The 15,815-nt window shown below is 39.9% G+C and carries 10 protein-coding genes; 6 read left to right on the top strand and 4 right to left on the bottom strand.

The genetic code is table 11. The features are described from left to right. Nucleotides 1–204 precede the first annotated feature (204 nt). Nucleotides 205–375, top strand: a complete 171-nt coding sequence (locus N475_RS25645; protein ID WP_155730964.1) for a hypothetical protein — start codon at nt 205–207, stop codon at nt 373–375. Nucleotides 376–870: 495 nt separating this feature from the next. Beyond that, nucleotides 871–3,678, top strand: coding sequence for a TonB-dependent receptor plug domain-containing protein (locus N475_RS24310; RefSeq protein WP_063366103.1), 2,808 nt, complete (start codon nt 871–873; stop codon nt 3,676–3,678). A 78-nt stretch (nt 3,679–3,756) separates the two neighbouring features. Here the strand turns inward: N475_RS24310 and N475_RS24305 are convergent, their stop codons facing one another. Beyond that, nucleotides 3,757–4,599 carry an SGNH/GDSL hydrolase family protein gene (locus tag N475_RS24305; protein WP_063358608.1) on the bottom strand — a complete coding sequence of 281 codons (843 nt, stop codon included), beginning with the start codon at nt 4,597–4,599 and terminating at the stop codon, nt 3,757–3,759. Nucleotides 4,600–4,747: 148 nt separating this feature from the next. Further along, nucleotides 4,748–6,496, bottom strand: coding sequence for a hypothetical protein (locus N475_RS24300; protein WP_063366102.1), 1,749 nt, complete (start codon nt 6,494–6,496; stop codon nt 4,748–4,750). Between the two features lie 887 nt (nt 6,497–7,383). Here N475_RS24300 and N475_RS24295 point away from each other — a divergent pair. Further along, a complete protein-coding gene (locus N475_RS24295; RefSeq protein WP_063358606.1) occupies nt 7,384–8,280 on the top strand; it encodes a hypothetical protein in 897 nt (298 codons plus the stop codon). 159 nt (nt 8,281–8,439) lie between these two features. Beyond that, entirely contained in the window at nt 8,440–9,918 is a 1,479-nt protein-coding gene (locus N475_RS24290) for a flavin monoamine oxidase family protein (RefSeq protein ID WP_063366101.1), read from the top strand. Between the two features lie 61 nt (nt 9,919–9,979). Here N475_RS24290 and N475_RS24285 read toward each other — a convergent pair whose 3' ends face one another. Both N475_RS24285 and N475_RS24280 read right to left on the bottom strand, forming a co-directional pair. Beyond that, entirely contained in the window at nt 9,980–10,543 is a 564-nt protein-coding gene (locus N475_RS24285; protein WP_063366100.1) for a hypothetical protein, read from the bottom strand. A 3-nt stretch (nt 10,544–10,546) separates the two neighbouring features. Continuing rightward, nucleotides 10,547–11,398 (bottom strand): hypothetical protein, encoded by an 852-nt coding sequence (locus N475_RS24280; protein ID WP_063358603.1) that lies wholly within the window; start codon nt 11,396–11,398, stop codon nt 10,547–10,549. A gap of 535 nt (nt 11,399–11,933) precedes the next feature. Here N475_RS24280 and N475_RS24275 point away from each other — a divergent pair. Together N475_RS24275 and N475_RS24270 are read left to right on the top strand one after the other, a co-directional pair. After that, a complete protein-coding gene (locus N475_RS24275; RefSeq protein ID WP_063358602.1) occupies nt 11,934–14,123 on the top strand; it encodes an immune inhibitor A domain-containing protein in 2,190 nt (729 codons plus the stop codon). A 186-nt stretch (nt 14,124–14,309) separates the two neighbouring features. Next, nucleotides 14,310–15,755 (top strand): zinc-dependent metalloprotease family protein, encoded by a 1,446-nt coding sequence (locus tag N475_RS24270; RefSeq protein WP_063366099.1) that lies wholly within the window; start codon nt 14,310–14,312, stop codon nt 15,753–15,755. Nucleotides 15,756–15,815 lie beyond the last annotated feature (60 nt).

The following is a 15,815-nucleotide window of genomic DNA, read 5'->3' as shown; positions in this document are numbered from 1 at the left end:
ATTGCCTTTGCTTTAAGCTCCTTGAAGGGCTCTGGCCCTGAAAAAGGCCAGTGTGTATTGCGAGTCGTTTTTATTCGTAGGTTGACAGACCTTTTTAGGTCTTTTAATTTGAAATAGTAGGGCTGGTTTAATTTTGCCGTAAAGTTGAAATTAAGCTCAGCCTAGCTACTAATTAAACTACTTTTAAACTTAAGGAATGAAGAAATGAAACTAGTGATAAATAAAAGAAAAATGAAAAATCTGACGCTTGAAAATAAGCCTTTATCGGCAGAAAATACACCAAAGATCGGTGGGGCTGCAGGTTTTAACTCTTTTGATATTTGCCCAACTTACGATGCTCGATGTACCAGTAATTATCTCTCTAAAGCATGCTAACTATCTGATAAAGTAATTTTTATCTGGTTATAACTGGCATGTTAAAATGCGTGTTGAATGCCAGTTATAGCGCTATTTTTAGTTGCTTCATATTTAGGGTTTTCCTCTAATAATTGGCATGACCGTTTGGTTATTTACCTCTCCTCCTGTTTACTATTTATGACATACTTCGCTTGTACTTTTATTTATTACATATAAATAAATTCATCAGGCAGAAAAAAACAAGGCTAATTTTACGTTTTGTTAAGCGATAAAAATAATTATTTTCTGGTCCATTATTTAACTTAACAGCGCTAATTCCCTGCTTTATGCAATTATCGTATATATATATTCTAAAGGATACTTTATTGGAACGTTCCTATTGGTGCTTAAATAACAATAAGCACTGCTGAGTTAGTCATGCTGTGCAACCGTCAAGTAGTTAAATTCCCAATAAACAGAATATGAGAGGGAAATTTAATTATTGGTTTGGAACGTTCCGGTGAGAGAAGAAAAATGAAGAAAACATCATTCTTATACAACTTGATATCCATAGCTATATTTAGTTCGTTTGCGCCCTACGAAGCACATGCAAACGAAACAGCAGAAAATGAAGTTGAAAAAATAGTCGTAACGGGGTCGCGTATTGCACGGACCAATCTAGTTTCTGCCGGTGCCGTTACCGTAATTGACAAAGAAGCCATAAAGGCAAGCCCTTACAAAAACATAGGCGATATTTTACAAACAATGACGGTTTCTCAGCCAACTGAAAACTCGTTGAGTGCAAATGGCAGTGGCGCAGTGAGGTTTAACTTACGCGGTATAGGGACCAATAGAACACTAGTTTTACTTAATAGTAAGCGCTTACCATATGGCGGTAAAGGAGCTGATTCATCAGTAGACTTAGGGGCGATTCCAACTAGCATTGTAGAGCGTGTTGAGGTTTTGATGGATGGAGCATCTGCGATTTATGGTTCAGATGCAATTGCTGGTGTGGTGAACATCATTACCAAGAAAGACTTTGATGGTCTAGAAGTAAGTGCTAGTTATGGAAATAACACAGGGTTTGACGGAGCTAAAAAGCACATCGAAATGGTCTCTGGCTTTGCCGCTGACAAAGGTAGCGTGACGTTCTCTGCGAGTTATTCTGAGGACGATGTTATTTACTCTAAGGACATTCCGTTTTCTGAAGCGCCAGTTGCTTTGCAAAATGATGGCTCATTATTACCAGATGGCAGCTATTGGCTTCCGTGGACCGCAGTGACAGATCCAGATGGCAGGCGCTTAACTCAAGGGCCAGATTATGGTGAGTTTCATGAATACACCAGTGCTGACTCTTATAACTACTTTGAACAATCATTTCTACAGCAGCCTACAGAAGTTTATAGCATGTCAGCATTTGCAAATTACGATGTTGGGCAGGCATTTAGTTCAGAAAATGTAGTACTCGATTTTGAAGTTCTTTATACCCATAGAAACAATGACTCAAACTCGGCCGCTCAGCCCTTGATCCCATGGATTGGCGGCTATGATGATATTCCAATTTCAAAAGACAATTATTACAACCAGCAATTGGGCCCGAAAGATGCCAATGGCAATAGCTATGACATATACAAATGGTCAAAGCGTATGAATGAATTTGGCCCACGCCAGAGCCGTTTTGACGCAAACCAGTTCCATATTGCACTGGGGTTAAGTGGAGACTTTGACGATGTTTGGTCTTGGCAGGCAGGTTATACGTTTGGTCGCTATGAAAGCCAAGAAACACGTGAAGGTGTGTTCAACTGGGCCCGTGTTCGCGAAGCTGTTGGCCCTACACACTTTGATGAAAGCGGCACTTTGAGGTGTGGTAGTGGCCCCGAAGTTGTTAAATTTATCTCCTCGACCTGTGTACCTTTGAATATCTTTTTACAGCCTGGGCAAACACAACCAGAAGGGGCTATGGAATATGTCTCGGGTGACTGGGCCAATGTCAGCTATGGCTACTCTTCGATCAAAACGGCCACTTTTGATGTAACAGGCACTTTGATGACGCTACCTGCTGGGGATATTGGCATTGCATCAGGTGTCAGTTATATGGAGCTTGAAGGTCTTAAGCAAACAGACAGTAATGCAGTGCATGCGATGACCACAGATGGTAACGGTAGGCCAACGGGTGGGGGCTACAATGTATCTGAAGCGTATATTGAACTAAATATTCCACTAATCAAGGACGCACCATTTGCTGACTCGTTAGAATTAAACCTTGCCAGTCGCTACTCAAACTACAGCACTGGGGCAGGTAACACGACGAACTCAAAGGCATCTATCTTCTGGACAGTAAACGATGACTTTAGCGTTCGTTCCACAATCAGCCAAGCATTTAGGGCTGCGAACATTCAAGAGTTGTTTAAAGGGCAATTGCCATCATTCGAAAATGGCACGGATCCTTGTAAAACAGGCGCAGATGGTCCTATTAGGCCGCTTACTCAAGAAAATGATGCAGGCTGTTTAAAAACAGGGGCACCAGCTTCTGGTTTTAGGGATGGTTTGGATATGATCAGAACAAATACTGGTGGTAACCCAGATCTTGAACCAGAAACAGCGGTTATCAAGACATTTGGGTTAGTTTTTACACCACAGGCGTTTGATGGGCTTTCGTTGACGGTAGATTATTATGACATTGAGTTAGAAAACACGATTTCAACATTTAGAGCCCAAAGGAAAATTGAACTATGTAACGAAACCGGAGATTTCTGTGATGATATTCACCGCTATCAATCTGGCCCGCTTAAAGGCGTATTGCTAGGAGTGGATACATACAATGAGAACCTCAATGCATCACACTACAGAGGCATTGATAGTGAGGTGTTCTACAAATTCAAAACTTCACAGTATGGTGATTTCAGAGTTGGCGTAAATTGGCACCGAGCGCTTAAGCATGAAATTAGCATTTTTGATGGGGGCGTGACCGACTATGTTGGAACGGACTCTTCGAATGGTGGGTTCCAGCCAAAGAACAAAATGAATTTTAGTGTTAACTGGCAATATGACAATATCTCGGCGAATTGGTTTACTTACTATTTAGGTGAGGCCGAAACGGATGGTCGCCCAGAGCAAGGTGAGCCAACTACGCATACCATTGATGGTTGGTCATATTCGAATATCAATGTGAACTATATTGCATCGGATAATTGGGAATATGCCCTAGGTATCAACAACGTATTTAACACTGAGCCGAGAAGAGTAATGCGCAGATCTGCAGGCAACACCAATTCAATTGGTGCATACAGTGCAGCGTTCTTAGGAACAACCTTCTATATTCGTGCTAAATACACATTTTAATTAAATTTAAAAACTCCCTGTACAAAGCGTTCTAGGCATATTGTCTAGAGCGCTTGATTATTTTAAGGCGTAGCTAATTTACAGAGCCTGATTAGATTGTTCTCGTCGATGTTTTTTGATTGCTTTGGCAATGCGTTTCGCAGCCCTCTGCATTGTTTTTCTGTCCGGATGTAATCCATCATCCATAGGCGTAAAACCTCGCCAAATATCCAAAAATAATGCTTCAGGTACTTCTTGTTGTAAGCGGTTTAAACGGATTTCGGCAAAAAGTTCGTAGTTTTCTTTACTGACTATCCATGGCCAGTTAAAGCGTTGTCTGAGCGTCTCCCAATCAATATTCTCGTATTTTGGTGGACTCGAAAAAATAGGGATCACTCCCGCAGCAAGTGCTCTTTTTGCAACACTGATAAAAGTGTCCGTATACTGATTCATTTGCTCGATGCTGCACTCTGATGTTTCTGCCATAGGAATGCCAAAAGCATCTGGGTGATTACAATCATTTCCTCTTATTATTACGATGTATTCTGCGGCGTAGTCTCCTTGAGCAGTTTTAACTCGACTGAGCGCTTTTGTCAGTTGCTTTTCATAGCCCTCCCAGCCAGGCCCTACGCATGTTGGCCCCGGAAAACAGGTCAGCCTGTCAAAGGTCGTTGCGCCTGCTTGACCTTCGTTGATCAAATGTCCAGAGAGTCTACGTTCTCGGATTAGTGCGTTGCCAAGAGAAAGGTATCGACCTGAATTAATGGCGATGCCTCCTAATGGAGATTGTAGGTTGTCGAAATAGGGCATTGAAGCATTTGCAAATGAAGCGCCTATTAATAAAAGGGGGGCTTCTTGAGATTTGTCTTGCGCAAAACTAGGCGTTGAAGCCCACAAAGTACTCAGTATTAGTAGTAATTTGGTTTTTTTCTTAAACAGCATAACATTCCTTATTTTAACTAAATAAATTGCACACTCATGATAAGCACAATTTTTAATCAATTTAAATTGATTGCCATTAAAACATGTAAGTTAATGTTATCTGGGGAAGGGAAAGGTGAGCGCGGTATACCATGCTCACCAAAAATGTTTAGCTGCCTTTCTTAATGTTTATCTTCACGTCGGTGGTCAACCCTTGGTTATTGGCATCAAAAACCATATGCATTTGATACCCATCGCCAAACAGGTTGTGTAATTCCTCTGGCACTTCTTCACCGGCTAGCTTAGAGCCTTTCTCTATGAGGGGCACCAGTTGCTTAGTATCTAAGCCAAAAGTTATCATGCCATTGGCTTCAACCGCTTGAGATGCTAGGGCATTTGCATGCTTTTCAGCCTCTTCTCCAGTGTACAAAGCGATATGTTGGCCCTTCAAAGCAAAGTATAGTGGTTTATCTAGTTGATAATCTGGTGGCAAGAAGTCATTAACTTCGACTGGGGTTCCATCTTCAGGCAAGTTAATGCTTGAAAATTCAGGAGAAAAGCTTTTCGCCATGTTAAACAGTGCTGTTGCATCGTTTGCGGAAATGGTGGCAAGTCCATCAAGCTTAGATAATTCTACTGCTCCAGGCTGATCTGCTTTTTCTGCGATATCAATATCAAAAATACTGAAGCTAACGCCTTGCATAGAACCAAGCATGCCGGTTGCCATTGCTAGCATTGCGGGGTTTGTTTCTTTACTTTGTGCCTGTGCCATTAATAGCGGCTGACAAGAGAATTCTGCGCTAGAGAATGCTGCCCAAATCGTATTTACAGTAGGTGAAAGTTGAGCTGCATTTAACCCTAAGCCGAAAGTGACGAGCCCTTTGTCAGCATTTTGCGTGTGCGCTGGTACGAAGCCTCTTAAATTTGAAATAGCCGTTAGAATTTTTTGATCAGTTGAAGCCACAATGGTCGACACTTCAAAGTTAGCCTGATTAGCACTTATATCAAAGCTTTTAGTTCCCGAAATCACAGCAGGCCATTTGTTGGCCATATCGGAAAAGTCTTTTTGACATGCTTCATTGCGAACCATATCAAGTGCATTAGGGCTCCCAGAGAGGGCTAATATGTTGTCGAGCATTTTAGTCGTTGAACTTTGTGGGTCTTTAGCTGTTAGCGCATCCACCAACAATTTGTTATCTAGGTACCCAAGTGAAGCGCCATCTAGTTGATAGTCTTTAATATAGCGTTCGACTTTACCAGTTGAACTCAAGCTGTTGACAGGTTTTGTGATGGCCAATGCAACTTGTAAATCTTCTGGGCTATTAAATGGCGTATCTGCCGTGAGTGTTACCCATTTACCTTGTACTGATAAAACAAGATCAAAGACCTTTTGACCTTCGTGATCAATGGTAAATTTAGTAACTGGTATGCCATCAACATCGCTTTGTTGATAAGCAATACCAGCTTTATCTGCAGCTTCTGTCAGCGTCTTTTGAAATGCATTTACATTACCCAACTCAGCTCTCATCACAGGCAATAAACCTACTGAGTATGCCAACATTTTTAGTTCATTGTCTGCTCCCCAAATATTGGCGAAGCTAGTTGAGGATTCGAGACTTTTTGCATATTGCTCCACTAAATTAAGGAAAAACAATGCACTTTTATCCAGTTCAGCTTCTTGTGCCTTCATTTCTTCCATAAATACATTTACCTGATAAGTGTTCTTAAAGGCTTCAGGTAATACATCGAGATAACTTAGGTATGGCAAGCTCTCTAGCTGTGACCAAAAAAAGATGCTATCGGCAGGCACGTAGTCTAATTGAGGTAGAGACGTGTAACCCTTTTCTTGTTGTGAAACCACATAGGCACCAGAGGCAATTGCAGCACCAGTCACTGTGGCAAGAAGAAGCTTTTTCATTTTTGACTCCATTTTGTCGTCTATTGTCCAAATTATGCTAATGATACCAAGTTAAAGGGCAATAAAATACACAAAGCAGTATCTATAGTGCAAACAGGGGAGCACTTCCTATTTACACTCATATTATTAGCGTTTTTAAATGTAGCTACTTTCATAAGAGCAAGCATCTAATCATAAAAAATAGTTAGATTTATTAATGCACATTTTGGTGGATGCAAATACCAAGAAAACCTTGCGTATTGTTCAATATAGACTTGGCGACAGAACAGCTCTAACTGCGATTGTTATTTTTCTTGATTAAGAAGCCATATCATGACTGAGTTATACACCTTCGTGCTTTTTCAAATTTTTATATCGAGCCAATCGCTTAATTTTTTGTGTTTACACTGAGTTTGAGCATTGCTAATTCTCATATTGCGCTTGTGACCTGACAGTACCTATATTGATAACTTGTTGTAATTTTTATTGCTTGAAAGCACAGAGTACTAATTTCTGGGTGGTAAACGCGGCGTATCACAAATATAAAGTCGAGAATTTTCTGGTCTGCTAGATTGTGCTCCCCCTAAACATACAAAGTAGGTGCCATAAAAGCTCTTAATACTGTTGCACATGTAGCTTGTCATAAAGTGCATAAACGCAGGGGAGCAGAGTTATTTCCTAGATCTATGGCCACTTTTAAGGTTGCAATAACCTGCAAAAAGTATAAGCCGCAGTTGAAATTTAAAGGAAAGAAGGCTTAGCATAATTTAGCTAGGAGAGCTTCTAAGTAAAATGACTCTTATGTTTTTCCGATTTCAGGTTATAAATTGGTAATTTCTAGATTTATATAAATATAATATTTATATGAGCAGTATATTATGCACTTTAATTAATTTAGAGGTAATGAAATGAATGAGTGCCAAGAAAGGCAAGTACAGTTAATGAATGCCATGTATAACGAAGTGAAAGAAATGCGCGAGGCCGACTGGTTAGCTGAGCCAGCGTATGGGTGTGAAGGGACACTTGCTCAAGAAAAAACAAAAGTTGAAAAATATGAAGCTTTTAGGAATGAATTATTAGAAATAAATCCGGATTATCTGAAATCGGAGTTAAGTATTGTTAATCAATATGGAGAGACGTTATCTTTTGTTCAAGCTCAAGATATTATAAATATCAAAATAGAGGCATTTAAATCTGGTAATGAAAAGCGTCATTTAGAAAAGCTAAAAGCGCTAGCGCTACAACGTGAGAATCACACAAGGCTTATGCAGCAACAAGAAAAAGCGAACGCACATCAAAACCAACTAAACCTAGTATCAGAACTCAAACAGCAATTGGCACCTTGGCGCTCAGTCGGTACTGAACAAGATGTAGATGAGTCTTCAATGCAAAAGCACGAGCGACTTCAAGCACTCGCTGAAGAACATCAGTTTAAGACTTACATTGATAGCTTTAAGGAAGTTTATCAAGCGCTTATTGCTGGAACTGAGTTAGCTGAACTCGAAAAGTACGCCTTGATCCCAGAGCAGGATCATCAACTCTATTCTTTACTATGCTTAGTTGGGAAATATGCCATATTCCAAGGGGTTGAACGAAATAGCGCCCCAAATTCAAACTTTTCTCGATTAATTGCTGTTGAAATTGATAGCACAATTTACTACGAGCGCTTTAGCACCTTAAAAAAAGCGGTTTACGCTATAAAAGGAACCCGTAGGTTTGCTGTTAAAATTGCAACTGATCAAAATTTTCAAATACAAGACGCAGAGCAAGAGATATTAATTTATAAATATATTTCTAATTACTAATTTTATTTCTTCTCTTTTTAACTTTAATTTATAGTTAATATATGGATTAAGATTTTTGTCCTTGTTAATGATTTAGACCCGTGTTAGCTTGCGCTCGGTTTTAATTAGCCTTTTAAGGCTTTTTATATTCAATAATACTGAATTATTAATGAGGTGTATATGAAGGTTTCAAAGAGAAAGGACTCTTTGCGTGTAGTAGTTAATTGTGTTGTGTTTTCGTCTTTGCTCTCTGCATGTGGTAGCAATGATACGCAGACTGACGTTGAGGTGCACGAGAAGGAGCAGCCTCAGTCTATTGTAAATCAAGCTATTGTAGTTGGTGCCGGTCTTTCAGGGTTAACGGCAGCTTACGAATTAGAAAGCATTGGCTATTCTGTCACCATATTGGAAGCTAAAGATCGCATCGGTGGCCGAATTGGTACGGTACAGATGGGGAGTCAACATGGTGAACTTGGTGGTGAGTTTATTGATGGGCCGACTGTACATCAGGAGATCCATCGCTACGCTAGCTTATTTGACGTAGCGTTGGCAGACACAGGCTACTGGGGAGAAATAGAAAGCGGTGCTTATTACATCGAAGGCAAACTAGTTAGTTATACGGACTTCGACAAAAGCTTTGATGCTGAAATTGTGAATGATTACAACCGCTTTAATGATGCATTGAGCTTGTTGTCAGATGTAGTACCGGATGCTGGTGACCCTGCCATGCTGGAAATTGCAAAGAAGTATGATCTAACTGATGTGCAAAGCTGGATTGATGATATGCAGCTTCATCCCGTTGCTCAGCTAATTGCAGAGCAGTTTGTACGTGGTGAATTTGATGAGCCGAGCGATTTATCGTTATTGCACTTGGCTCAATATGCCCGTGTATATGAACTTGTGTCAGAAGATGAGGTAGAAAGCCACCGCTTTTTAAATGGCGGAAAAGCAATGGCGCAAGCATTTGCAGATAATATTGAAGGGGATATTCATCTTAGTCAGGCTGTCACCAAAATCTCTGAGTCGAACAACCAAGTCACTGTTGAAACGACATCTGGCGACAGCTATCAGGCCAATGTGGTTGTGGTGACAGTGCCGTTACCTGTTCTCAATAAAATAGAGTTTTCACCTCGCCTTCCTCAGGCATTAAGTGATGCAGCAAAAAGTATCAATTATGGGTCGCACTCTAAAGTGCTATTGCAATACAACAAACGCTTTTGGCTTGATCAAAGCTTGGGCGGAGAGACCGTTGTTACAGGTTTACCGACAGGATGGACTTGGGAGACAACAGAGCGTCAGGGGGGAAGCGGAGGCATCTTAATTGCTTATACCTCTGGCGATTTCAGTTTGATACAAAAAGATTGGACTGATCAGCAAATTATCGATGCTCGATTAGATGAAATGGAGTTGATGTATCCTGGTTCTAAATCTTTTTTAGTCGATGCAAAAGTACAAAACTGGGTTTCTGAGCCTTGGACTCAGGGTGGATTTGTCGCGTATGGACCTGGTCAAATTACTAAATATTGGAAATTGTTCCAGCAACCCGTCGGAAGAGTTTATTTTGCCGGAGAGCATACTGATACATTGTATCTGGGGTATATGGAAGGTGCTGTAAGAAGTGGGATCCGAGTTGCAGAGCAAATCGCGCAGCTTAAATAAGTATTAATATATAAAACTGATAAATAAAGGGCGTTATTATCGCCCTTTATTAAACGATTATTTATGCTGATTGAGCGTTACCACAAATCTCTGGCAATTTCTTTAGTATTCTCGTGATCATATGCTGCGCAGCATGCTCTGCTGAGCCAACAAACTCACCGTCACCATTTGCCCAGTTAGTATCTGAGTTAAAGCCTCGGACATAATACTTACCTGCAGGCTTGCCATTTATTGAATAGTCTACTGTTGAAACTGCCATACCATTGATATTCAATTGTTCATTATAGGTATAAAGCATGTTTAATTTAGGTGTTACCTCAATAACAATATCTTTTTTTGCTTTAGGAAGCAGAGGCGTAACAACATCTTGGTGTATGGTGTTAAACCATTGCTGAATACCAGTGGCATTTACCTTCCAGCTAATTGCGTCTTTATTTTGACGAATATCAGCAACTGGGTTAACCACATATGCACAGTTTGAACTAGCTAGTTCAGCCGCGATTTGCTTGTGTTCTTTGCTAACTTTTTTCGGTAGTTTGCTAACTTTCATCTCAACATCGACAACAGCTAGCGCATTTGTTGAAAGTAGCGCAAGAGGTAGTAATAGAGTTGTTAGTTTTTTCATTGTTTACGCCTTACATTCTTTCGGTAGTTCTTTAATTAGCAAGTTGTCGGCTAAATTAACCAGTGATCCATTATTGTCTCTGATTTGTACTCGGTTGCCTTCTCTTTCAGTGATTTTACCTACACTTCTGAACTCACCTAATGCATTGAATCGTGTATATCTAGTGCCTGTAATACAAGCTTCTTCTTGTGCAACTTTAATATCGTGCTGTAGCATTTCTCTGATTTCAGTCAGAGCCGTGTTTACAGTCGTTCTATATAAATCAGCATTGTTATCATTCCATAATCGGATTGAGTCCATTCCGCCATTACCCACAGACTCAGAAATATAAGTAAATGAGTTACGATAATCAGGTTTAGAAACTGAAACCTTGCCTTTCTTTGCTACGAATAAAGTGGCATTTGTTTCAAATAAAACAACTTTAAAGTTGTCAAAGAATTGGTAATGTGTAAACAAATACAGTGCGGCTTCACCCTCTTTCAGAGTAGAAATTTGCGCTTTAACTTTCTTGTCGTTAAGGAATTTGGTTTCAGCACTTTCTTTCGTATCTTTTGCATTAAGCTCTGAAATAAGTACAGGGTTAAACTCTTCAACGATCAACTTTCGAAAGTTTAAATCAAGTGTGCTGTTTAATAGTGGGGCGGCTACACCAAATGCACCTATTGCTCGGTCTTCGTTAATTGAAGAGTCGATAGCAGACGTAACTAAAGCGCCTACCAAACCACCAGCAACACCTGCGCCTACGCTATTAGATAGGTTTACGGCTGGTCTAACTTCGTCTTGCAGTACCAAATTGTAGGTGCGAGTTTGTTGCGCTGCATCTTTGGTTTCTTGTGTCATAGGAATGTTCTTCATTCCCGAGCATCCTTGTAAAATCAGGCCAATAGAGCTGATCAATAGTAATTTCTTCATTTTTATTTGTTTTGCTTTAGTGGATAAAAGATGGGCATGATATAGGTGTTTTTGATTCGGGTAAAGTTACAATTGTAAATTTAGCCTTCGCTTTTTGTTTAACATGATGTTTCGTTGTGTAAGTATTTGCTTTATAGAGATATATAGACTTTGTAAGCTTCAAGAAGTAGCTGCTGAAACCTAAATTATGCAGTGATTGTTGGGTGGATACTACTTACAGAAAATATGACTAAGCGCAACTGCCGGGGTACATAGCGGAAGTGCATATTTTTTTATTTTTCACTATTAAGGCTTTTAAAATTCTAATTTTTATATAAAAACAATTCGCTGTTAATTTATTTTGCTTGTAAATTAATAAAATTCCTTCTTCTAGTTATTTTTCTCGAAGTTTAACGTTTGTTAGTTAAAGGGTGGCCGGTTTTTATACTTGGGCACCTCTTTGGCTGACAATCAAGAAAAAGTAAATAGGAAAAGAGTAATGAAAAAATACATGCTAAATACTTTAGCTGTGGCTATTATTGGTGCGTTAAGTAGTTCTGCATATGCCCACTCTGTGAATATAAGTACGAATAAAAGTGTAAAGATAGATACAACACAAATAAAAAAAATACAGAGTGATGCAAATTTACACCGCAACCTTTCTGCTGATTTCTCTACACCACTGGTTTTAAATACACAAAACGGAACATCTCAAGTGCGCGAATGGCATGGCCCTGTAACCACTCGTAAGGTATTGACCATACTGATGGAATTTGCTGATGTACCACATAATACGCTGAAGCCAGTTAATGCGCCGAATAGGCACTACTATGACGATTATAACCCAGAACATTATCGTCAAATGAGCTTTGCTAAAAATGGTTATGTAGGCCCCAATGGTGAGAACCTACCAAGTATGAGAGAGTATTTTTTAGACCAAAGTGGCGGCTCATTTGATGTAGATGGAGAGGTTTTTGGATGGTATAAAGCTAAGTTTGCTCACCCGCACTACAAAGCCAATACACACGATTTAATCAAAGAAGCAGTATACAATGTGCTCGCAGATGAAAACTTTAATCTGAGTGATTACGATGCAGATAAAGATGGTCAAATTGATCATCTAAGCATCATTCACTCAACACTAGGAGAAGAATCTGAGCCTCGTAATTTAAGAGAAGATCCAAACAGCCCATATAACAATTATATTTGGTCACATAGACATGTTGTAAACCAAGATGTTGTTAATGAAACCGTTGGAAAAACAGCGAGAATTGGCAGTTATGTTATTCAACCGATTGATGCAACAATTGGTTTGCTATCTCATGAGCTCGGGCATGATTTAGGCTTGCCAGATGAGTATGATACGGCTTATTCAAAAGATAAGTTTGGCGGTGCAGGAGAGACAGTTTCGTCATATTCTTCAATGGCATCAGGAAGCTGGGGTGGTGTCATCGCGGGAACAAAACCAACCGGCTACAGTCCGTACGCCAAGTTGTTCTTGCAAAATAAGTTTGGTGGTAACTGGATTGTCTCTGATGAGATAAATATCTCTGAATTAGACAGCAACGGCACCACTGTTAAGTTTTCCCAAGCAGGGATTAAAGGTCACCATAACGACCTTGTTAAGGTTAATTTACCCGAGCAAACAAAGGTTATTTATGAGCCAATTCATAGCCAAGCGTTTGATCTAACCAGTTATGGTAATATTTCATTTTCTCAATCTGTGCAAGGGGCAAAAGCGGCAACATTGAGCTTTGATTTAAACTCTACCTTGTCACTAAATGATGCATACGGTTTTAGGTTGCTTGTAAACGTGCCAAGTGCGGGCATTGTGACCGCTCTTTCACCAAGCAATGCCACAGACTTACATATGAGCTCGGATGCTTCCAAAATACGCTCTACAAATTCACAGTGGACCAAAGTACATTATGATGTTTCTTTCTTAGCGCAGTATGAAGACGCTATCTTTAAGCTAGAAAACTACGCTATCGGTGGTGATTCAACTTACGTTGCGGTAGATAATATCACCGTATCAGATGGTGATACTGTAATTAGAAAAATCAATTCAAATACGCCAGAGCAAGTGGCATTTGAATTCGCTGCAAAGCTGTCGAATGGCACAATTCAGTACACGCCGTATTATTTACTTGAGTGGCGTCAGCACGTCGGCTTTGATGCCAGCTTAAAAGATGCAGGAATGGAAGAAGGCTTGTTGGTGTGGTATGTCGACCCTTCATATGTCATTGAGTTTTTTGAGGTTCCAAGCGCTGACAATCATGTTGGTGCGCACCCAGGTGAGGGTTGGATCGGTATCGTCGATGCGGATAGAAACCCAATAATTGAGTACGTAACGGAATACAGCAATACGGGTCAGTGGATTGCTGATAGAAGCATCACACCTCTAGAAAGCCGCAAACAAATAAAAGATGCTGCTTTTAACAATTTGCCTCAGCTGGGTGACGAAGGAAAAACTATTCGAACTAATCTAGCAAATGGTGGTTACCTTGAGAGTAAGTGGATGGACCCTTATACAAGTGCAAATCCAAAGTTTGTAGATTGGGACGATTATACAAACTATATTCGCCCTGCAACGGGAAAAAAACTACCAAAGTTGGGACTTATATTTGAAGTTGTAGAACAGTCAGGAGACGGCTCAACGGCAAGTGTTAAACTATCTAAAATGTGGTAATTAATACTAAATTTTAATTTAATTAAGCCCGGCAAATGCCGGGCTTACTGTTTTTATTCATGGCTAATAAAATACGATATATTTTTAATATGGTGTTATTTTTCTTTAATTTTTAAGTCTGTTTTTTAAGTAGCCTTGTTTTCTTGTGCTGCTTTTAAAAGTCTCTATGAATGAAAGGATATTATTATGAAGAGAAAAATACTTCCGTTACTTGTTTCTAGCGTAATGATTGCGCCCAATGTTTATGCGGATACGTCTGTTCAAAAGCTAGTGAATCTACTTTCAGGTCACCAAAACGTTGAACATATTGTAAGCCCAACTCCAGCAAGTTCGTTACATGCTCAATCGGTTAGTTATTCTGGTGTTTTACCAAAAAATGGAAATTATACTTTAGAGTTTAACTCAAGTGATATTGATCCAGTCAATGGCACTTTGTATTTGCGTGATACTGAGGGAGATACTCAAGGTGTGATCAGTATTGCTCGTAATGGTTTTGTTCAAGGGGAAGTGAGCGTTGCCGCTGGTGAATTCCGCTTAATCAGTAGCGGTGCTAAATTAGTAACGATGGAATCAAAGCCATCAGAAAAGCTCATTGAAGATTTAGAACATCAGTTTATGCCTAAGCATAAGACAGCAGAGGGCTATACAACACTACCTGTTGAACTAGCGCGTCAGGGTATTACTAGCCAAGCAGAATCGAACGTTGTTCGAGTTTCGCTGTATTACACCAATGATGTTGCCAGTGTATATCAAGAAGCCGGGATCAATCCTAGGCAGGCCTTTGATTTTGCCATTGCTCAAGCAAATCAGGCTTATGAAAACAGCGATATTGATATCAAGATTGAAATTGCCAATATTGAACATGTTGATTACAACGAAGTTGACAGCATCGATGTACTAACAGATTTTTGGCTTAAAAAAGGTGAAAACATGAGCACCTTAGATTTTATCTTTGGTGATGTGGACTATGTTTGGGAGTTTGACCATTTCGATGAAGAGCTAAAGCAAAGCGAAAAGTACGGCTCTGATATGGACATGTTGATAAGTTATAAGCTTGAGTATTATTGTGGCGTTGCACGTACGATAGGTGCCAAAGAGAGAAAGTATTCTACGGCTATTACCAACATGCAATGCTTTAATCGATATACCCTTGCCCATGAAATGGGGCACCTTTTTGGTGCTGAACACAATTGGGAAAATACCGCGGAGATCCCATTTATCGCACAATACGCCCACGGTTATTATGATGCAGAAGATTGGTCATTCAGAACTATTATGAGCTATCGGTGTAATAACAGTAGCATTAATGGACCCAAAGATTGCCCGCGGATCAATTACTTCTCTACGCCAAGAAAAGAATTTAACGGTAAATACATTGGTACTGCAACAGAGCATGACAATGCCCGACAACACAATGAATGGGCACCTTTAGTAGCGAATTTTTCTAAAGGAGCTGACTGTGCGCAGTTTGATTCTTGGACGACCGATAGAGCCTACACGAAGGGTTCAGAAGTGGCGTACCAAGGCAATTTATACCAAGCTAACTGGTGGAGCTACAACGACAAGCCAAGCGAGACAAGCAGTAAAAGCAATTGGCAACAAGTTTGGCAACTGCTGACTAACTGTAAATAACCATATTTAAGGAGGCATTATTTGCCTCCTTTTTTCATTGTAGCGTGGTCAATAATTGAT

Source organism: Pseudoalteromonas luteoviolacea DSM 6061, assembly GCF_001625655.1.
Taxonomy (GTDB): Bacteria; Pseudomonadota; Gammaproteobacteria; order Enterobacterales; family Alteromonadaceae; genus Pseudoalteromonas; species Pseudoalteromonas luteoviolacea.
Note: the sequence above shows the minus strand (reverse complement) of the source record. Positions and strands in the feature narration are given on the sequence as shown.